Annotated in this window: 15 protein-coding genes; 8 read left to right on the forward strand and 7 right to left on the reverse strand. The window is 45.6% G+C overall.

Annotation, left to right across the window (positions count from 1 at the left end):
- Positions 1–397: 397 nt before the first annotated feature.
- The 3 genes from LU351_RS00005 to LU351_RS00015 form a co-directional block, all read right to left on the reverse strand.
- On the reverse strand, positions 398–3,376 hold the full coding sequence (locus LU351_RS00005; RefSeq protein WP_232591943.1) for a TonB-dependent receptor: 2,979 nt from the start codon (positions 3,374–3,376) through the stop codon (positions 398–400).
- A 180-nt stretch (positions 3,377–3,556) separates the two neighbouring features.
- On the reverse strand, positions 3,557–4,666 hold the full coding sequence (locus LU351_RS00010; RefSeq protein WP_232591944.1) for a FecR family protein: 1,110 nt from the start codon (positions 4,664–4,666) through the stop codon (positions 3,557–3,559).
- A 499-nt stretch (positions 4,667–5,165) separates the two neighbouring features.
- Positions 5,166–5,756: an RNA polymerase sigma factor gene (locus LU351_RS00015; RefSeq protein ID WP_232591945.1), complete on the reverse strand. Its 591-nt coding sequence runs from the start codon at positions 5,754–5,756 to the stop codon at positions 5,166–5,168.
- Between the two features lie 851 nt (positions 5,757–6,607).
- On the opposite strand from LU351_RS00015, the gene LU351_RS00020 reads away from it, so the two are divergent.
- From LU351_RS00020 to LU351_RS00055, 8 genes are all read left to right on the forward strand, one after another.
- A complete protein-coding gene (locus tag LU351_RS00020) occupies positions 6,608–8,290 on the forward strand; it encodes a peptide ABC transporter substrate-binding protein (protein ID WP_232591946.1) in 1,683 nt (560 codons plus the stop codon).
- Positions 8,291–8,294: 4 nt separating this feature from the next.
- Positions 8,295–9,230, forward strand: coding sequence for an ABC transporter permease (locus tag LU351_RS00025; RefSeq protein ID WP_232591947.1), 936 nt, complete (start codon positions 8,295–8,297; stop codon positions 9,228–9,230).
- A 5-nt stretch (positions 9,231–9,235) separates the two neighbouring features.
- Positions 9,236–10,162 (forward strand): ABC transporter permease, encoded by a 927-nt coding sequence (locus LU351_RS00030; RefSeq protein WP_232592180.1) that lies wholly within the window; start codon positions 9,236–9,238, stop codon positions 10,160–10,162.
- 104 nt (positions 10,163–10,266) lie between these two features.
- Positions 10,267–11,850: an ABC transporter ATP-binding protein gene (locus LU351_RS00035; RefSeq protein WP_232591948.1), complete on the forward strand. Its 1,584-nt coding sequence runs from the start codon at positions 10,267–10,269 to the stop codon at positions 11,848–11,850.
- 167 nt (positions 11,851–12,017) lie between these two features.
- Positions 12,018–12,794, forward strand: a complete 777-nt coding sequence (locus LU351_RS00040; RefSeq protein ID WP_232591949.1) for an ATP-binding protein — start codon at positions 12,018–12,020, stop codon at positions 12,792–12,794.
- 67 nt (positions 12,795–12,861) lie between these two features.
- Positions 12,862–13,725 carry a hypothetical protein gene (locus LU351_RS00045; RefSeq protein WP_232591950.1) on the forward strand — a complete coding sequence of 288 codons (864 nt, stop codon included), beginning with the start codon at positions 12,862–12,864 and terminating at the stop codon, positions 13,723–13,725.
- A 207-nt stretch (positions 13,726–13,932) separates the two neighbouring features.
- Positions 13,933–14,406, forward strand: coding sequence for a hypothetical protein (locus tag LU351_RS00050; RefSeq protein ID WP_232591951.1), 474 nt, complete (start codon positions 13,933–13,935; stop codon positions 14,404–14,406).
- Between the two features lie 94 nt (positions 14,407–14,500).
- Positions 14,501–15,268, forward strand: a complete 768-nt coding sequence (locus tag LU351_RS00055; protein ID WP_232591952.1) for a hypothetical protein — start codon at positions 14,501–14,503, stop codon at positions 15,266–15,268.
- Positions 15,269–15,322: 54 nt separating this feature from the next.
- Here the strand turns inward: LU351_RS00055 and holA are convergent, their stop codons facing one another.
- The 4 genes from holA to xrtE form a co-directional block, all read right to left on the reverse strand.
- Positions 15,323–16,375: a DNA polymerase III subunit delta gene (holA, locus tag LU351_RS00060; RefSeq protein WP_232591953.1), complete on the reverse strand. Its 1,053-nt coding sequence runs from the start codon at positions 16,373–16,375 to the stop codon at positions 15,323–15,325.
- A gap of 11 nt (positions 16,376–16,386) precedes the next feature.
- Positions 16,387–17,001 (reverse strand): LPS-assembly lipoprotein LptE, encoded by a 615-nt coding sequence (locus LU351_RS00065; protein WP_232591954.1) that lies wholly within the window; start codon positions 16,999–17,001, stop codon positions 16,387–16,389.
- Between the two features lie 94 nt (positions 17,002–17,095).
- Positions 17,096–19,690, reverse strand: coding sequence for a leucine--tRNA ligase (gene leuS, locus LU351_RS00070; RefSeq protein WP_232591955.1), 2,595 nt, complete (start codon positions 19,688–19,690; stop codon positions 17,096–17,098).
- Between the two features lie 102 nt (positions 19,691–19,792).
- A complete protein-coding gene (gene xrtE / locus LU351_RS00075) occupies positions 19,793–21,403 on the reverse strand; it encodes an exosortase E/protease, VPEID-CTERM system (RefSeq protein WP_232591956.1) in 1,611 nt (536 codons plus the stop codon).
- Positions 21,404–21,456 lie beyond the last annotated feature (53 nt).

The following is a 21,456-nucleotide window of genomic DNA, read 5'->3' on the forward strand; positions in this document are numbered from 1 at the left end:
AAATTCTGACAAGAGGTGGGGCCAGTTGTAACGGCGGTATTTGGGCATGTTGGTCTCCTTTGGGTGGAGACTGTAGGTTATTGGTTTGGAAGGTGGGGTTGTAGGAGGTTGTTGGTTTGGCGTTTACATTAGTGTTAAAAGATCCTAGTATTTTTTGCGTGATTTTGTCTCAGGCGCTTTCGAGAATTTACTTTGTATGGTTTGATATTTTTAACATTGACATCAGTTGCGGGTAATTTAATGATCTGAAAATTTTTAGGTGGGTTAAACTTCACTGTAACTTGTTTGCGATTTTATTTCCATTCAACATTGATCTTGCTTTAATTGTTGATCTAAAAGATGAAAATCACTGTAGGAAGTGTTTGCTCTAGGCTCAGCATAGCTGTCGGCTGATAATTTATTGAAACCTATACCCAAGCTTCAAATACCAAAACATTTGTTTGGCGTTGTATGAATAAGGGTCGTAATTATCATTAATGCTAGAGTCAACAAACGGAGGCTCTTCATTGGTAATGTTGTCGATACCAAAAGTGAAATTCAGATTTTTTTTCCACACGTTTTTAATATTGAGTTGGGCGTTGTGAGTTGTCCAGCTTTCGATTTTTCGAGCTTGATTAAATCGTGGTGGTGTTTCTTTTAATGAATCAAGATAATGCATGTTGTAGGCAAGTGTTATTTTGTTTTTTCTCCATTCGAAACCTGCGCTGGCTTTCCATTTTGGAATGGTGCCATAGCCTTCTGCTGCGCTGTCCACATAAAAGCCGACGAGATTTCTTGGTGTTTCCCCGTCGGCAATCTTTTCCGTAAATTCATGCAAATTTACAGCGTTAAATGTGTAATTAAATACGCCTCGATGCTTGCTTGTATGTTGATAATTTAAGGATAAGTCTATTCCTTGGACATCTAATTGACCAATATTAATGTGTGGTGCGAATATTTTGGTAATGTCTCCCTCGGCATTGCGCTGTACAAGGTCTCTGTAACGTCCTGTTTCTGCATTTTCATTCACGATAAATTGAGGGTTGGTATTGATGACATCTTTTTGGGAAATGGAAAAATAATCGGCGCTGATTTTGAGATCATTGTTATCATTAACTGTCGATTGCCAAACAATGCCGGCGCTGCGATTGATTGATTTTTCTGGTTGTAAATCCTCATCTCCTTGAAAGATGGTTAGGAATTGGCTGACAGTTGGATCGGATTGCTGTGTGCAGCCTGGGAGAACTTCAACATTATCGGGGTTTGCACAAGGATCGTTTAGTGCGGCTTGGGTTTGAAGTCCTTCCCTTTGTAATTCGTCTAAACTCGGCGCTCTAAAGCCTTTTGAAAAGTTAGCACGTAATACCCAATTGGGAGTAGGGCTATATCCGATAGAGAGATGAGGTGAGGTATTGTTGCCAAAGTCACTGTACTGTGATGCGCGAAGAGCAATGTTTAAGTCGAGCGATTCGGCGTAAGGCTCATGCTTGAGTATGGGAATATGAATTTCAGCGAAGACTTCTTGAATTTGTCGGCTGCCGTTGGTATCGGAAACGTCATTTTGTCCGATTAAAAAATCATCGTCCGGGGCAGAAGACCTGGATCGAATGCGCTCCATACGCCAGTCAATACCTGCGGCGGCGAGTACAGGACCTGCTGACCACCACTCTCCGACTTCCCAGTCTATGGCCGTGTGTAAGCCGTGAATACGAGTGAAGCCTTTCAGTTCGTTTTCCGTCAATATGTAGTCGAGTTGTTCTTGCGTAATAGAGCCGGGGGAGCCAAATAAATTTAGGGGAGTACAGCCGTCAATTTCCCTACCTTGGCAATCACGACTTGGTCCTAAAGCCCTTCTGACTCGATTGCCACTGGCAATGCCAAAAGAATGGCGATTAGCCTCACTCTTGCTCCAGTAGGCCGCTGAACTCCAATTTATCCCGTGATGGCTTCCGTCCGCACTGATATTGAAGCGTGTACTTTCAGAGGTAAATTCTTGTACACGGTTTCCTGCCTCCAATACTCTTCGGCGTATGTCTGTTATGTCTTCTTCAAATGGATTGAAGCGGTTTTCACTGGAAACGGTAATGGGAGATATTTGATTGCGTCCAGTAGAGAGGGGCAGTGGAGCTAAATTGATTGTCGACTCGGTCTGTGAATAAGCGGCATTCGCTTGAAAGGTAAAGGTTGATGAGGGTGTGTATTGACCACTCAAATACAGGTTTGTTTGCTCTATCGGGGAGGTTGAAGAGGTGTATTGAAGGTAGTTGAACAAGTCCTCTTCAGTAACGTCTCGATATCGGGCGCTTTCGCTACGCTCATCTAGTGTTGAAATGCCACCCCTATCGGTATTGACATCAAGTGTTACGGTTTGACCGTTATTGAGGCTGATGCGGGCAGTTGGTGTTGTGGATGAACGAGTGTCAGATCCCCCTTGGTTTCTGGCATCGGCAGACGCTGAAAAGTCTCGATCTCTGCTGTTAATTCCCGACTGATCGAGGAAGTTTGCGTTTCCGTAAAAGCTCCAATCTCCTGTTTTGTGGCCACCACTGATAATGGTGTTACGAGTACGTAAGTCTTCGTAATAAGTCTGTCCGTAGTATTGCTCAACGGTAAATCCCTCTTGCTGATTACGTAGCACGATATTAACAACACCGGCTATGGCGTCTGATCCATAGTAGGCAGAGGCACCATCTTTAAGTATTTCAATACGTTCAATGGCAGAAGGAGGGATACTGTTTAAATCAACGGAGTCACCGGATAAGCCATTAAAGGCTACCCTTTGTCCGTTAATGAGTACAAGGGTGTTATTGGCAGGCAGCCCTCGAAGAGTAACGGTCGAAGTACCATTTCCCCCATTGCTGACAGACGTACTGGTTGAATTACCCGTGACGGCGGGGGTGAATTTAAAAAAATCAATTAGAGATTGAGCGCCCGATAATTCCAGCGTAGGTGAGTTAATGACATCAATGGATGCGGTGTAACCTGCATTGCTGTCTCCAATTCTGGAGCCGACTAGAATCGAATCAACCACAGTCAACTCTTCAAATTCTCCCTCTGAAGCGCTAATGGCAGTGGTAGTGGAGGGTATCTTTACAGCCTTTAAGGCAATGACGTTTGGGCTCAGTATGATGGGCTTGAGTTGTTGCCCTTCTATGAGCTTTTCAATGGCTTCCTGTGGTGCATAAATACCCTTAATGCCTGCGGTTTTGACATCCTTCAATAATGAGGAGGGGTAAATAATGCTGATACCAAAAGACTTTCCAATGCTGATGAGCGCTGACGATAGGTTTTGAGGGGGCAGGCATAATTCTCGGCGTGCTTCTGTGTCAGCCGATAGCGATGTTGAAATGCAGGCCGTTATCAACCCGGCGATTATGCTGTGCTTGATGGATCTCACAAAACTTATTTCAGTTGGTCTAGTGGCTCGATTGCTTAGTCGCGTGATGAGTGATTCGTATTATTAAAAATGACTTACGTAGTAGCAATGGTCATTTTTTAAAGACGAAAACCACGACTTTTTTGAGCAATTTTTGCGCCTAACGACGTTATCTGATGTAAAAGTAGACCCACATATAGCTTATTTGACTTCTTTGTACAAGTACCGTCCAGATGAAGAGCTTTTGACTCTTAAGTCAAAAGTAGTCATGAGTGCTTGAAGCGTTTTTTCTGGAGAAGATAAGCTAAATGTGCCAGAGACATGCACGTGCTTTAGGGAGGGGTGGGAATAGTCGATACTTTGATCCATATAACGATTAAGCTCGCTGAGTGCATCACTCAAAGGTTCGTTATCAAAAACAATGAGATCACTCATCCAAGCGATAGAGGTATCTGTGTGCGATGGCGTAACGCGGGTAAGCCCTCTTGAATTAATGGAAACTTCTTGATCCATTTTGACCAATGTTTTGTCTGGGTAAGGCGTAGTGGCGTCTTGGCGTTCTTTTACTTCAACGGTGCCCTCTGTCACAGTGACTTTAGAAGATGCATTTGTCACATGAATATTGAAGGCGGTTCCTACAGCTCTGACGCTGCCTCGGCCGATATCCACAACGAAGGGGCGGGAAGGGTTTGAAGCAACATCAAAAAATGCTTCCCCAGAGTGCAAGTGAATTTTTCTCTCGTCGCTGGTGTAGGCTATCTCAATATGAGACTTTGTGTTCAAAAGTACGCTAGACCCATCGGGCAACTGAAGTTCACGCTTTTCTCCGGCCTGGGTGGTGTACTGATTGAATTCTACTGATGGTGATGAGAATTGAAGCAGTGAGGGAAAAAGTGCATTAACGGTTAAAAGTATGGCGGCAACCGCAAAGATCGGTGGAGAAAGTAGATTTAAAAGGCGGTTTACAGAGTGTTTATTAGGATGTACTTCTTCGTTTGAGGGGTTTCTGTCGTCTCGTGAAAATTCAGTTGAAAGGGGTGTGGCGGTAGCGTTGGATGTAATGGCAGAGATATCAGCTTTTGCGTTTGCACTAAAATGTTCCATGGCAACGAGAGTTGCTTCCATTTCATCAAATGCTTTGATGTTGGATTCGCTTTGGTTTAACCAATTTGAGAAAGCAATTCTATCTGAGGTGCTCACGCGGTCAGAACTGAGTCTGGCAACCCAAAAGGCAGCTTCTTCATTCGCTTTATTGTTTGTTGATGTAAAAGGTTTCACGTTGCTTGCTGCCCTTACTGCACCAGTATTCATGTTTTCTCTAAAAAAGAAGTATTTTGCGTCTGTAACAAGTATTGCACAGGATTTTTACATCGCATGTGTTTTAACAGTTCATTACTGAATGACTTGCAGACAATGCCTATTAGGTTAGTTGTAAAACCAGAGATTAAGTTCTCTGGCCTTTTAGGCACCTTCAATCTTACAGACGAACGACACGAGGACCCCATCAGTCAAAATGCAAAGTTTTTGTGAGGTACTGCATCAATCGCTCTATATTTGTGCGTTTAAGCACGTCATGTTTACTGGCGTTTACACTCGCATAGTGCGTTTTATGCGGCATTTGCCGCAATAAACACGTATTTCTTAATTCTTTGTATTGTTTTTGTGTTTTTATTATTACTGCAGTGTCTGTTTACTGCTTAGCCTTCCATGATGCTGTTTTACGTTTTACTTTTATTCCTCTTGAGAATAGAGGATAAATTTTCGATTCGAAAATAATGCTACGGGCGAAAGCTTTGGAATGCAGGTTGGGTTAACTCATTTCGGCATTCGCTGCACGGCAATGTTTTAATGCTTGCAGAATGTATTTTTCTACACTCGAAACGGACACGCCCATGTCTTTGGCGATGTCACTGTAAGACAGACCCTTTACGCGATGCAGCATGAATGCTTGCTTACACTTAGTTGGCAATTGATTCAATGCGTTTTCGATGCTTTGCAATTGTTGTTTTGCTGCCAACAATCGTTCAGGAGATAGATTATCCGCCTGGCTAGACTCTTCTGGTGGCAAATGATCGCAATTTTCACCTTGTAGGTAATTTTGATGGAGCTTTTCACGCCGCATTTGGTCAATAGCAAGGTTGGCGGCGGTTTGATAAAGGTACGCTTTCGGGTTTTCGAGGTCGCCAGAGTTGGCGAGGCGCTGAATACGGATAAATGCGTTATGAGCGATATCCTCAGCATCTTCTGGGTTTTTGACTTTCCGGCTTAGAAAGCGAATCAAGCCTTGCAAATGGTTAGAAAACATATTTTCTAAAAAGTGGTTCTCTTGCTCGGATGCCTGCATCGCCAAGGCTGAATTTCCTTCGGTAAATTGAAACGTTGATCTGTAGCTGATAGCCATTAAATACCTTCCGCTTCTGAGGTTGTCGTGAGCTAAATAGAGTGTATCTATTAGTCACGGTTGCTCGTTAATTAGGCATGCATGGGTGAACAAGTAACATTAACGTTTGGTAAAACGCTTGTTCATCTCTTGATTGTTGATGACACCTAACCCTAAGTTCCCGCCTGTTTGGCACGCCTTGCCTTTTAAAATTGGCAAAGCTAAAGCGGTACTAGAAGCAACATGTGGGCCATGGCGCCATTTTAATTTGTCTGGCGAATGGTAAATATCAGTTACTTCTTGTTGGTTATTGTCGATCAGTCGCGAAAGTAATGGGTTTTTACTAGAAACTGCTCTAAAAAATAATAACTATGAACTTTTGATTCAACGTATCTGAGATGCTCGACTTTTTGGTCAGCATTTTTATAAGTGTCTTTGTGTGTGGCTCCAATCCACCCAAATGCACGCATTTGGTAACACTGCACCTTATGTGTGCATTGTTACGCCTCAGTTGTTACATAAATGTGACACATTCTGCGGCGTCAAAAAAGGGTCAGACGACCATATTTTGATAAATTTTGATTCTTTTTCGGTATTTTCTTTTTATCCGATGTATTTGAACAGCGGTTTGAGTGAAGTGAATATGATGAGTAGGTTCTGCTAGCTGACGAAAGGGGCCGACAACTTTTTGTAAGGTAATCAAAGGTAAGTACGTTTACTTCCTATATGGCTTTCAAAACACACGACTCTAAAAACACACGTATTTAAAAATACATCGTCTTAAAATGCATTCAAACGGTTGTACGCGAGATGGGTGATACAGAGGAAAGAGTATCAGCCAATTCTGAATATTACATAGATGAGATTGGGTAATGGGTAATGGCTTTAGGTCTGTAACACGCGCTTTTCACGTCTTATTGACCGTTTTCTTATTGATACTAGGAGGGCTCATCTCTGGTTGCGGTTCTTCTGAAACCCGAGTAGAGAGTGGTAATAGAACAGGGGTCTTTCACGTTGGAAACGCCACTGAACCTCAAAGTTTAGATCCTCATGTGAGTACTGGCGTACCTGAGCATCACATTCAATTGGCTATTTTTGAAGGGTTGGTTTCCAAGCACCCAACCACACTCGAGCCGGTTCCCGGTGTTGCTGAGCGATGGGAGGTGGGTGAAGACAGGCTGACCTATCGATTTTATATTCGGGAGAATGCTCGATGGTCTAATGGAGACTTGATGACTGCAGAAGATTATCGGTGGTCTTGGGAGCGGGCCTTAACACCCGCGATGGGAAATCAATATGCGTATATGTTGTACCCCATCAAAAACGCGGAAGCTTTTGCCACAGGAAAAATAGGTGATTTTTCACAGGTAGGGGTAAAGGTCATATCTCCTCAAATCCTTGAAGTTACCCTCAATAATCCAACCCCCTATTTCCTTCAACTCCTTGATCATCACAGTGCCTATGCTGTTCATCGTCCCTCTATCGAAAAACACGGTTCCCCCACCGCTCGATACTCCGATTGGACGAGGCCCGGTAATTTGGTGGGTAATGGCCCGTTTAAGCTCACGGAATGGAAGCTTTATCGGCATATTCGGGTAGAAAAGAATGAACATTATTGGGATGCGGAAAACGTTGCACTGAATGCGATTATGTTCTATCCCACAGAAAACCTGACCACCGAAGAGCGAATGTTTCGAGTGGGCCAGCTCCATATGACGAAATATATTCCTCTCGATAAAGCGCCGGTCTATCGTGAGAATGATCCAGATTCTTTCGTAAACGAGCGGTATCTCGGTACGTATTACTATCAGTTTAATTTGAGCCGTGAGCCTTTTAAAAACGTCAAGGTTCGTCAAGCGCTTGCGTTTGCGATTGATCGTGATGCGCTGATTAAAACCGTTTTGAATAGCTCAGTCACAGCCGCTTATTCTCTGACCCCGCCGGGAACATTGGGGTATCAGCCTCCCAAATTGGTTGGATTTGACCCCAATAAAGCCAGAAAGCTCTTAGCGGAAGCAGGTTTTCCCAATGGGGAGGGGTTTCCTGTCATTGAATTGCTTTATAACACCAGTGAGCAGCATCGTAAGGTGGCGGTTGCAGTGCAGCAAATGTGGAAAGATCACTTAAATATTAATGTGAACATCGTCAATCAAGAGTGGAAGGTGTATCTCAGCTCACGGGATCAGCTCCAATACGATATTGCCCGTGCAGCATGGATAGGCGATTTTGTGGATCCTATGAATTTCTTAGATTTAGGCCTTTCTGATAATGGCAACAACCGTTCTGCTTATAGCGACCCCCATTACGATTACCTCATCAAAGAATACATCCCGAGCGCTACTACCCCCAAAGAGCGACTGGAGCGATTTTTCGAGGCAGAAACTTACTTGATGGAAGCGATGCCGTTTGTGCCGATTTACACCTATCACACCATGTTTTTAAGAGATAAAGGGGTGAAAGGGTTGCCGGCGAATTTGATGGATTACTACAGCTATAAACATGTCACCCTTGGCAATGATGAGGTGGCAGATAACGCAGTGACGGAAGAGGATTAACGAGATGCTTAACTTTATTCTCAGCCGTTCGATGCAATCCATACCGGTCATCTTTGTGGTGATTACGATTACCTTCTTTTTAGTGCGGTTTGCGCCTGGGGGGCCTTTTGACGACGAGAAATCCGTTGAGCCAGAGGTCAAGGCGGCTTTGGAGGCTCAGTATCGTCTCGATCAACCGTTGTTTTCACAGTACGCAGCGTATTTGGGGGATTTAGCTCAAGGCGATTTAGGGCCTTCGTTTAAATATCCAGGCCGATCTGTGAATGAGTTGATTGCTACGGGATTCCCAGTCACTGCGGAATTGGGTTTGTACGCCATTTTAATTGCATTGTGCATTGGTGGCATATCTGGCGTGGTTGCTGCCCTGAAACCCAATACAGCACAAGACTATGTGCCAATGTCGCTGGCCATGTTAGGGATTTGTATGCCGACCTTTTTACTGGGGCCGTTATTGATTTTGGTGTTTGGCATTTGGCTGGAGTGGTTACCCGTATCGGGTTGGGGTGATCTACCTGGCGATAAAATTCTTCCCAGTTTTACTTTAGGCGCGGCCTACGCTGCCTATGTTGCCAGGTTGAGTCGTGGTGGCATGTTAGAGGTGATGTCTCAAGATTACATTCGCACAGCAAGAGCGAAAGGTCTTCCTGAGCGAGTGGTGGTACTCAAGCATGGCTTGCGTGGTGGGATGATTCCGGTGGTTGCCTATTTAGGACCGGCGTTTGCCGGAATTTTATCAGGGTCATTTGTGATCGAGACCATTTTCCAAATTCATGGTTTAGGCCGTTTTTATGTGCAGGCAGCGTTTAATCGAGATTATACGATGATTCTTGGGTGTACCGTGTTTTTGGCGACATTAATAGTCGTATTCAATTTGCTTTCCGATTTGCTGGCCGCGTGGATGAACCCAAGGCTTAGATCACAACTGGGAGGCAATCAATGAGTGAGATGTTGAATTCGACCTCTGAAGCGCAGGGCTCAACCTCTTCTCAATCAGGCAGGGTTGACTCCATTAATGAGTATGAAAAAGGGACTTCACTGTGGTCCGATGCGTGGTTAAGGCTTAAAAAGAACCCTCTTGCGTTAACAGGACTTGGCTTTTTAGTCTTCATCGCATTGGCGTGTTTATGTACACCGTGGATCGCTCCCTATGGCTATGAAGAGCAAAATTTGTTACTTGGCGCGAGCCCACCTTCGCCTCAGCACTGGCTGGGCACGGATACCTTTGGTCGAGATCTTCTGACTCGAATTCTCTATGGTGGGCGGGTTTCATTGATGGTTGGTTTGATTGCGACTTCCGTGGCCTTGTTGATTGGTGTCACTTGGGGTGCCATAGCAGGGTTTGTTGGAGGTAAGGTGGATGCTGTGATGATGAGGCTGGTGGATATCATCTATGCATTGCCATTTATGATTTTCATTGTGTTGTTGATGGTGGTATTTGGGCGAAACCTTTGGTTGTTGTTCTTTGCAATTGGTGCGGTGGAGTGGTTGACGATGGCGCGTATTGTGCGTGGTCAAGTGCAATCGTTGAAAGAGCAAGAGTTTGTTGAGGCGGCCATCTCTATTGGTCTCTCTAAATGGGCCATTATTCGTCGTCACTTAATTCCAAACGCTCTCGGCCCGGTAATTGTGTATACCACATTGACGATTCCCAGTGTCATGTTGTTGGAGGCTTTTTTAAGCTTTTTGGGCTTAGGGATTCAACCGCCCCAGTCCTCTTGGGGGTTGTTAATTTCTTATGGCGTGGAGTCAATGGAAGAGTACCCATGGCTGCTCATCTATCCGGGGCTGACGTTGACCTTAACGTTATTTGCATTGAACTTTCTTGGTGATGGTTTGCGTGACGCATTGGACGTTCGGGCATCCAAAGATTGATTCTGAACCACTCATAGAGTTGTTATGTAGAGCGCTTGTGCCTATTCATTAAACGCAACTTATTACATGCAACGATTTGGACGATCATTTTAGGGCTGGGTTTCATGACCGCATTACTAGAAGTAAAAAACCTGACCACCTATTTTCACACTCGCAATGGTGTAGTAAAGGCGGTAGATGACGTGAGCTTTACCGTGAAATCGGGTGAAACGCTTGCCATCGTTGGGGAGTCCGGCTCGGGGAAGTCAGTCAGTTGTTACTCCATGCTCGGACTCATCCCATCCCCACCGGGTCGTATTGAAGCTGGAGAGGCTTGGTTTGACGGACGTGATTTACTGAAAGCCTCTCAAGCAGAGCTCCGTCAGATTCGCGGCAGTAAAATCGCAATGATTTTCCAAGACCCAATGACCAGTCTAAATCCCTATCTTACGGTAGGAGAGCAACTGATTGAGCCTCTGATTTTTCACCACAAATTGTCTCGTGCTGAGGCAGCTGAGAAAGCACGCAGCCTGCTTCAAGAGGTGGGTATTCGAGATCCAGAAAAAACCTATCACGCTTGGCCCCATGAGTTCTCGGGGGGAATGCGCCAGCGGGTCATGATTGCCATGGCATTGATTGCTGAACCGAAGTTATTGATTGCGGATGAACCCACGACGGCGTTAGATGTCACCATCCAAAAACAAATTTTGGAGCTAGTGAAAGAGATTCAACAACATCGGGACATTGGTGTGATTTTTATCAGCCATGACTTGGCGGTAGTGAAGGATTTGGCTGATCAGGTGGTGGTGATGAAAACCGGTCGCGTGGTTGAGCGGGGTGATGCACCGTCGATTTTTAACTGCCCTGACCATGACTACACCAAGAAGTTGCTGGCCGCGATTCCAGCGGGGTCAAAGGCCTCGGCTCACGATACAGCTCAAATGAGTCACCCATTGCTAAGTGTGAACAATCTTGTCACCACTTTTGCAGATCGCCATTCTGGCGATCGTTTCAAGGCGGTCGACGATATCAGCTTTGAGCTTCAGCGTGGAGAAATCTTAGGGTTGGTGGGCGAGTCGGGTTCCGGCAAATCGACTTTGGGGCGGTCAGTGTTAAAATTGGCTCAGTCAGATTCTGGTTCGATTGTATTTGATGGAGAAGAAATTCAAGACCTAACAGCCAAAGCTATGCGACCTTATCGGCGTCGTATGCAGATGATCTTTCAAGACCCCTATGCATCGCTCAACCCAAGGATGACTATCTACGATACGCTTGCTGAGCCTTTGGTGCTCCATGATTTGGCTAAGGGCCCACAATTGAACAAAGCGGTACTCGAATTGATGGATGATGTAGGCTTGGCTCGGGCCTACGTGCGTAAATACCCTCACGAGTTTTCAGGTGGTCAGCGCCAACGTATTGCCATTGGCAGAGCGATTGCCACCAAGCCTGAGCTGGTCATTGCCGATGAACCTGTTTCAGCGTTAGACGTCACTATTCAAAAGCAAATTCTTGAGCTAATCCTTCATTTGGTAGACAAACATCATTTGAGCATGCTTTTTATTTCTCACGATTTAGCGGTTGTGCGCGTATTGTGTGATCGGGTTATGGTGATGAAGCAAGGCCGAGTGGTGGAATCTGGGCTTATGGAGTCGGTTTGGTCTTCCCCTCAGCATGACTACACAGAAGCGTTATTGAAGGCCGCTCCCTAGGCCTTTCCATGGTTTTTAGGGTGCCATTTTATGGGGCTGATTTCATAAAAGCTGACCACCGATGGTGATTTCGGCTAGAATAGCGAACTATTCAACGAAATTTCAGCTTGAAAGAAGCGCTAATGAATTTACAACCCTAAAACCTCAACCATAGATCTCAGGCCCTCATGATAGATTGGAACCTTTGTTATGCGGCGGTTTGGCGCCCGCGTAAGGCAGTGCTTCGCGCGGTAACACGCCTCGATTCCATCCGATTAGAACACCTCTTACAAGTCGATACGCAAAAGCAGAAGTTGGTTGATAACACCGAACGTTTTCTAAAAGGCTTACCTGCCAATAATGCATTACTGTGGGGCTCAAGAGGAACAGGTAAGTCTAGCTTGATCAAGGCGTTATTGAACGAATACGCTGATCAAGGCTTAAGAGTTATTGAAGTGGATAAAGATGATTTGGTCGATTTGCCGGATATTGTCGATGAAATACGGGAGTTAGATTTTCGATTTATCGTCTTTTGTGATGACCTTTCGTTTGAGCCCGGTGAGTCCAGTTACAAGCATCTTAAAAGTGTTTTAGAAGGCTCAATTGAGCTTCCTCCTGAAAATATACTGCTTTATGCCACATCCAATCGTCGACACTTAATTCCACAAACCAACCAAGATAATTTAGACACACTGGCGGCCCGAATGGCGGACAAAGAGATTCACTACGCAGATAACGTAGAAGAAAAGCTCTCTTTGGCAGACCGATTTGGTTTATGGCTATCTTTCTATCCCATTAACTGGCCGGAATATTTATCTGTGGTGGATCATTTATTTGAAAATTATTCTGGAGACAAGGCAGCGCTTCATGAGTCGGCTAAATTATTTGCGATGACCCGTGGAAACCATAGTGCCAGAACGGCAAAACAATTTTATCAGAGTGTTGTGAATGTGGTGGATTGCTAAAATGCCTAGACCTTCTTTGGCTCGATGCGTTTGGCGAAATATTTTTCAATACTTTTGTGTGGCACCAATGTGCACGGTTATTTTTTTTGCGGGTGTTTATTCTGCATTGACTTCCAAGGCCATTGCATCGACGACCTTAACATCGACCACTAAGATATCGCCTATTTTGACATCCCCTCATGCACTAAAAGCATTCAATAAATTAAATACCCAAACAGATATTGCCCGTTTTAGAGATTACAACTTATTAGCACACGACCGTGACTTGCTGGATTTAGTCATTGCCATACAAGCACTTCGCGAAGGTGGTTATAAGGATGAACTCGTTGTTCGTGCCGTTGATAATCCAGAAATTGCCTTAGAGTCGGTGGCCAAGGGTGAGGCGGTCATGTCTGCTATTAGTGAGTGGCGTTTAGAGGTGGCTCGTCAAGAAAATAAATTATGGTTGAGTGACGCGGTGATTCGTAAAGGCGAATTTGAATACGGTATTTACACCTGTGGTACGACGATGAAGGCCGATGATTTTAGACAGTCTTTATCCAATCTCGTGGGGACGTCGGATGTGCGAGATCAAACTGCAACAGCCGTATTAAATTCGTTGAATGTGAAAAAGAAAAATTTATCCAGTCAACCCGTCGCGACAGTCTGCGGTGGGGCGGCGGATTTTCTGTTAATGCCATTCCCCATTGATACAACTCAAACGTTAACGATGGATGGGCATTTATTAACCCCCGTGCATGGCTTAAAAGTCAATGCGAAAGCGACCCGACATTACCTTGTGAGCCGAGTAGATAGTGATGGGCGTCGGCGTTTTTTGCAATTGCAGCGGGGTCTTCGCAAGCTCAGGGTGAAAGGCCGAATTCATCAGGCGTACCGTAAAGCCTCTGTGCTTCATCCACATGTTGAAAATTGGTCGTTGTTGAACCCTTAGAGTATTTTCTTTCTTTAACTTTTCTTGTCATGAAGTGAATGAGTTTGCCTTTTCATTAGGCAGTCGCACACCTGTCCGCTTTTTTTCATTGTTTCTGTAGTTTCTATTGTAGTTGTTATTGTAGTTGTTGTTGTAGCTGCTCATGTGATGGTGAGTAATGCTATTGATTTCTCTCTATTTTGTACCTCTTATCATAAGGAGATCACCATGAAAAAAATGTGGATGGCGATTGCATGTTGTATCGGTATTAGCGGTGCAGTACAGGCTCAAGATTGGAAAAGTTATTCAGGGGTGGGGTGTCTTCCTATTCAAGAAACCCAAGATATTCGTCGAAGTTTGGGGGGTATTTCCAATTGGGATAATACTTCGGGAACGTTTTATTGTCCTTTAGTGAAAGATATTGCTGCTGCAAATCCTAATGGTTTACAACGGGTGAATGTCAGAATTTTTAATAATCATTCTACAGCGGTGACACGCTGTGTGTTGGCTTCGCGCAATGCAGATGGCGTTACGTTGAGTACCGATTCGGCCACCTGCCCAGTAGGAATTGGTGCGTGTTCTCTTAACCTTGGTCCATTGGCAACGATTAATGGTTCCAATGCGGCGTTGTACTGTATTTTGCCTGAACGGCAAGGCGCTAGAAAGACCATTATTCGCTCTTATTCGATGAGTGAAATTTAGTGTAAAAAAGTTATTTAAAAAAATTTAAGCTTAAAAAACTATGAGTCGGCGTGAAGTTTGCGCCGTTTTTTAATGTCTTCTTTAAGGAGGTGTTATGAAAAGCTTGATGAGGAATTTTATTAAGAGTCCTATACTGAGATGGTTTTTCTTGTCAGTGATTATTGCTGGTTTTTTAGTAGGGAAATTTTATTTTCATCAGCAAGTTCATCAGCAAGAGGATGCGGTTAATTCTCTTTCCCGAAATGAAAACTTCTCTTCTTTTGTTGCTCGGTTAGATAATATTGAAGATCAATTATTTGAAATTCATCAGGAATGGGCATCACTAAAGCATAATCAAAGTGATTTGCTGAAATCAGAGCGTGAAAGTCGAGAGCGTATTGCGGCTCTGACGAAACAATTTCAAGAGTTAGAAGCGGGAGTTTTACGTGTTCATCATGGTGTGACAACCAATGCTCGAATCGTTCACCATGATTTGAATAACAACGCTCGCAATGTGGATGACACAAATGTGGATAATACATTGATCTCATCAAATGAGGTGGCGTTAGAACAGCGCTTGGATTTATTTGAGGCGCGTTATCAGAGCCAAGCATCAAACCCATTAAAAGAGTTGCAGTTTGTGGATGATATTACGGAAGGTTTTCAGCAATTAGATCTGAATGATGCAGTATTGGAAACGGCCACCTGTCAAGGAAATATGTGTCGTCTGGTGGTGGCCTATCAAGATGAAGAGAGTATGGACGAATTATTGGGTGGAGATCAACCGTTGGTTCGTTGGCCTTATCGCACACAGGTTGTTTCTACTCAAGGTGGGAGCACTCCGTTTAAAAGTATTGTTTTTATCTCCCATAATGATGAGTGATGAAAGGTAACGGATTTTATACAAGTTAATTCAGATACTCTGTTATCACCAGTGCTATGACCGACTTAAAAGTTTATCGATTTTCGGGTGCAAACATTTAGTGCCAGCAAAATCCAAACACAAATCCATTAATTCAGGCCAAGGGTCGGCGCGCCGTATTCCCTTAATGGCTTTATCGACGGTGTGGGCTTTACGTAATAATTGCTGAAGTATGGGTAACGGTAATCGTGGTAAGGCCATTCGAATTAAGCCTTTTCGTATATCCCAAATTCGATTCGCTTGGCAAGCACGATCAAAAGCAATGCCGTTATTTACGCTTTCTTGTACAGAGTGTAGCGTTCGTATTTCTCGCGCCAGTGCCCATAACACAATGGTGGCATCGACGCCTTCCCCTCTGAGCCCTTGTAATGTGCGTGTGGAGGCTGGGCCATCGCCCATTAAGGCTTTGTCGACTAAGTTAAAGACATCAAAGCGAGCACTGTCGCCTACCGCATTGAGCATTAATTCTGCCGTGACCAGTTTGCTGTCACCCACCAAGAGTTTCAGTTTTTCAATTTCTTGGGAGGCGGCCAGTAAATTCCCTTCTACTCGATTGGCTAATACATCAATGGCTTGGGAATCGGCTTTAAGACCAGCTTGTCGGAGGCGACGGTCAATCCAAGAGGGCAGCTGTTCGGCATTAATAGGCCAGACCGCAACGGTGGTGCCAACGGAGTCGAGGGCTTTAAACCATTTTGTTTTTTTTGTGTTTGCTTCCAATTTAGGAGTGAGGATGAGAAGAAGCGTATCGGGATTGCCGGAATTGGCGAGAGTGGTTAGCGCTTTTGCGCCTTCATCTTTGGGTTTGCCATTATGAAGACGAATTTCAATGATTTTTCGTTCCGCAAACAGGGATAAGCTGTTGGCACTCATCATCAGCCCTTCCCAGTCAATACCGGTATCGGAATGATACAGCTCGCGTTCACTAAACCCTTGGGCGCGGGCTTCTGTGCGAATGGTGTCGCAGGCTTCTTGCACTAATAAAGGTTCATCGCCAGAGATGACGTACACAGGAGCCAACCCACGCTTACAGGCTTGGGCAAGTTGTTCGGGACGGACATTAGCCATGATTGATAACGCTAGTTAGGGGTATCCAATGATTCGGTTTGCGGTGGCTGAGTATTCGGTGATGAAGATTCTGACGATTGAGTTGACGACCCCAGTAAGGCGTAACGGAAGCGACGCATGACCTGTTGAACCAGTTCGCGGCGCATGGTTTCTCTCAATAGTTGTTCTTCCTGAGCTTTACCGGCGATATTTTGCTGATCGAAATCGTAGTTGCGGTTCATTCTCAATGGTTCTGGCTCGACGAGAATGGTGCCGTCCGCTTTGGTGATGCCGTAGGTAATTTCTAACGTAAGTTCATATTGAGTGGCTAGACCGCTGGTGCCAACCGATAAGGTTCGGCGGTTGTCGTATTCATCGCTAACGGTGATGGTGTAAGACGCTTCCGTTGGAGAAACCCGCTCAATATTATTTTGTTTGAGGGCTTTCGAAAACTCAGCATCTAACGCACTGCTGACGCCATTGTTAATGACAGAAAGGTTTCTCAAGTCGGAAGGGAGTGCAATGGAGCCGCGTAAATGCCATCCACAGGCATTGAGAATAAACGCCAACATAATAACAACAAGAGCTTTAATTGGGCGTGAATGAACGATGGAAAAATACCGGCGTTGCCAAATAAAAGTGCGCATAGTAATAGGCGTTTTGTGTTGAATGAATAGGAAGGGTGAATAATGGACGGCTAAGTGAAAGCCGTCCATTAATGTTTGGCAAAGGCGATAAAAATTATTTCACCGCGAAAGTGACTAATTTACCTTTAATTACTTTGCACATTTTAATTTCTTTGCCTGCCAAGAATTTTTCGACACCGGGTTCGGCTTTTGCCATGGCGATAATGTCATCGTCAGCGGCTTCCACCGGAACTTGCAATTGCGCGCGAACTTTACCGTTTACCTGAACGGCTAATGTGATATTGGATTTCACCAAAGCCGCTTCATCCACCTTCGGCCAAGGGGCATCAATAACGCTATCGTTGTGTCCAAGCGCTTGCCAGATTTGATGGCTCATGTGCGGTACCACCGGTGCCAGTAATAACGTGATCGCTTCTAAGGCCTCACGTTCCACTGCCAAACTCTCTGGTGTGCTGCGATCGGCTTTGCGGGTCACTTCATTTAAGAGTTCCATTACGGCGGCCACAGCGGTATTAAACGTCTGGCGGCGCTCGTAATCGTCACTGACCTTGGCAATGGTTTCATGCACTTTACGGCGCAAATCTTTCTGCTCGTCGTTTAAGGCCTCCGCGTTCAGTTCACCGGGTGCTCCTGTCGCGATGTGGGTATGAACGGTTTTCCAGAATCGGCGCAAGAATCGGCTCGCCCCTTCCACACCAGAATCTTTCCATTCCAGAGTTTGCTCCGGTGGTGCGGCGAACATGGTGAACAGTCGAACAGTATCGGCACCGTATTCTTCTACGGCGGCACGAGGGTCGATGCCGTTGTTTTTCGATTTGGACATCTTCGTGGTGCCGCCCAATTCGAGTGCGCCGGCGTCAGGGTGGCTGGCACCGATAATTTTGCCTTTTTCGTCTTGTTCGAGCTTCACTTCCGCCGGGTTAAACCAAGTTTTCGAGCCATCGCTATTGTCTTTGTAGAAGGACTCGGCCAGAACCATGCCTTGACACAAGAGCTTTTTGAACGGCTCATCGCAGCTCACCAAGCCTTCGTCACGCATGAGTTTGTGGAAAAAACGGGCGTAAAGCAGATGCAAAATAGCGTGTTCAATACCGCCAACGTATTGGTCTACTGGTAACCAGTAATCGGCAGCATTTTTGTCGAGCATGGCGTCTTCAAAATTAGGGCAGGTGAAGCGCGCGTAATACCAACTGGACTCCATAAAGGTGTCGAAGGTATCGGTTTCATGTTCGGCGGCTTGGCCTTGGTATTCGGTTTTACGCCATTCGGCGTCTGCCTTAATCGGAGACTGCACGCCATCCATTTCTACGTCTTCAGGTAGCAGCACAGGGAGCCGGTCGGCGGGAACAGGAATTTCACCGCCCTCAGGTAAGTTCAGCATAGGGATGGGAGCCCCCCAATAACGCTGACGAGAGACGCCCCAGTCGCGCAGGCGGAAATTGGTTTTGATGCGACCTTTCTCAAGGCTTATCAATTTATCGGCGATGGCTTTGAAGGCTTTCTTGAAGTCCAGTCCGTCAAATTCACCGGAGTTGATTAACAACCCTTTATTTGTGAACGCGGCGGTGGTGAGGTCGACTTCTGAGTTGTCTTTTGGTGCTACTACTTGCGTGATCGGCAAATCGTATTTTTGGGCAAATTCGAAATCGCGCTCATCGTGGGCCGGAACGGCCATAACCGCACCGGAGCCGTAATCCATGAGTACGTAATTGGCAACCCAAACGGAAACGTCTTCGCCGGTAATTGGGTGAATGGCTTTGATGCCGGTGTCCATGCCTTTCTTTTCCATGGACGCCATATCGGCTTCGGAAACCGATTGGCTTTTGCATTCTTCGATAAAGGCGGCCAATTCCGGGTTTGATTTCGCCAGCTCTAAACTTACTGGGTGCTCAGCGGCCAAGCTGACGTAAGTCACGCCCATTAAGGTATCGGGGCGAGTGGTGTAAACGTCGAAATGATCAAGCCCGGCAACGGGGGTGCTCAAACCGAAACTCAGCTCGACCCCTTTGGATTTGCCAATCCAGTTACGTTGCATGGTTTTGACCTGCTCAGGCCACTCGGTTAAACCGTCTAAGTCTTTCAGCAGTTCATCGGCGTAATCGGTAATTTTGATGAACCACTGAGGAATTTCTTTGCGCTCCACCAACGCACCAGAGCGCCATCCGCGTCCGTCTACCACTTGCTCGTTGGCAAGAACGGTTTGATCGACCGGGTCCCAGTTAACGGTGGCCATTTTTTTGTAGACCAAGCCTTTTTCATACAAGCGAGTAAAGAACCATTGTTCCCACTTGTAGTAACTGCTTTGGCAGGTAGCCAACTCTCTGTCCCAATCAAAACTGAATCCTAAGCTTTTCAGCTGACACTTCATGTAGTCGATATTGCTGTAGGTCCATTTTGCCGGGGCGGTTTTATTTTGAATGGCGGCGTTTTCTGCCGGTAGGCCGAAAGCGTCCCAGCCCATGGGGTGTAGGACGTTTTTGCCTTTCATGCGATGAAAGCGAGAAATAACATCGGTGATGGTGTAGTTACGAACATGCCCCATATGCAGCTTGCCACTGGGGTAGGGAAACATCGCTAAGCAATAAAATTTGGATTTGCTGTCGTCTTCGGTGACGGCGAAGCTTTTGTTTTCATCCCAGAAAGATTGGGCACTTTGTTCAATTGCTGACGGGTTGTATTGTTCTTCCATCGTATGTCGTTAGCCTGTTGGAAAATAAACGCTGAATGTAATGAATAATAAAGCCGGAGATTATAGGTATTTGTGGGCAGGAATGCGATTGCCGTGTGTGGCTTAAAGTACCGTCCAGTTAAGTGTGAATAAAACGTAGACGCATAAAAGCCCATTGGTGACGCTGTGGGCGAGAATGGCGGAGCTGACATTGCCTCGATGTCTTACGAATCCGTAGGCAAGGCCGGCAAGGCAACCGGCAATCCAGTGTTGGTGTATGGCACCAAAGGCGACTGCACTGATGATTATAGCTGTCCATGTTGCTGTTATCGGTTGGTTAAGGCCGAAAGGTTGGCGAGATAAACGAGCCAATAAATAGCCTCGGAACATCAGTTCTTCCACCAAGGGGGCAATGAGAATCGAGCCCAGAACACGGGAGATCAGCCAGAGACTTCCCCAGAGAATTCCCATTTCTTCCAAGTCAGTATTGAAGGACAAATTGTACTGTGCGTCTGCGGGAATCATCCATACCCAAAGAATGGCCACGCTGGCACCGATGCCTATGGCTTTCAAGCGACCCAGTGGTTTTGTCAATTGCAGTGTTTTCCACCAATACCACAGTGCAGCACCTGTGCCGATGACTTTAAGGAAATACGTAAAGCTCACAGTGCGACTGTCTAGGCCGCTTAACAGCGAGATACAGAGAAAAGCTAGAAAGGGAATGATTAACGCGTTGGCCAGTGGCAGTTCGGAATCTTCTTCTGAACTTCTCTGAACTTCCTGAATTTCAGTGGCGTTAACACTCATGAATTTATGGAAAGTAAAGACGATGAGTAATGATAAGGCGGTGAAGGTAATCCACCCTGCCTGGCTGTGAAAGCCACCGATGGCAAATTCTGGGGAGACCCATTCTCCAATCATAATGAGCAAGGCAATACGACAGGCATTGAGGAACCAGCTGGCCACTGCTGCAATGGGAAGTAACACAAAAGCTTTTGGAAAGGGCAGCTGTTTGCGGAAGAGATACAAATACAAGCAAGAGAAGGAGAGTGCTAGCCCCATTCCTTCGAGGCCGGAGCATTCAGGAGAGACATTCACGACAAAGTGGCTGAGGCCAAGGTCAAAATGCTCGCTATCAATGTAGATGCTGTTGGATACCAGCATCAATAAACCCGTAGAAACCAAAAACGTGGGCTCGATAAAGGCAGGCCAAAACTGTTTGGACGCCAGAGAGCTTAGGGTAATGAAACTGGCAATCACAGTACAGACAGCCAAGGCTTTTCGGTGCTGTGTTAAATGCTGCTTCCAGTATCGCCAAGGTGCAGCAAGCAAGAGGGCCGTGGTTGCGACAATCGTTCCGCACAGAAACCAAAGTAATGCATTTGTAGTGGGTGAAAGGATAGAAAGTAAATGGATAGCGAGTGCGTTGGTTTCAACTGTTGAGTTGCTAAATAGACTCTCGGTTAATACAAGAAAGCATAGGTAGGCGATGACGTTCAAGCCTAAGGCAATGGGCCATTGATGCGGGGTGATTGAATCATCTGTGCCGATTGTGGCTTTTGAATGAGTCGTTTCTGAATGAGCCAATAGTGTAATGCCAAAGGCAACGCCAAAGGCAACGAACCATTTGATTAAGAGACTGAGCTCTGAGAGAAAGACACTTAGTGGGGTTTGGGAGTGTTGACTAAGTAAGGCAGAGTCATAAAAAAAACTGACAGCAAGAACCTCACTCAAGAGGATGAGCAAAGCCGTGATAGGAAGTGATAAATGATATTGTTTAAACAGTA

It is taken from the genome of Marinibactrum halimedae, from assembly GCF_021234875.1.
Lineage (GTDB): Bacteria > Pseudomonadota > Gammaproteobacteria > Pseudomonadales > Cellvibrionaceae > Marinibactrum > Marinibactrum halimedae.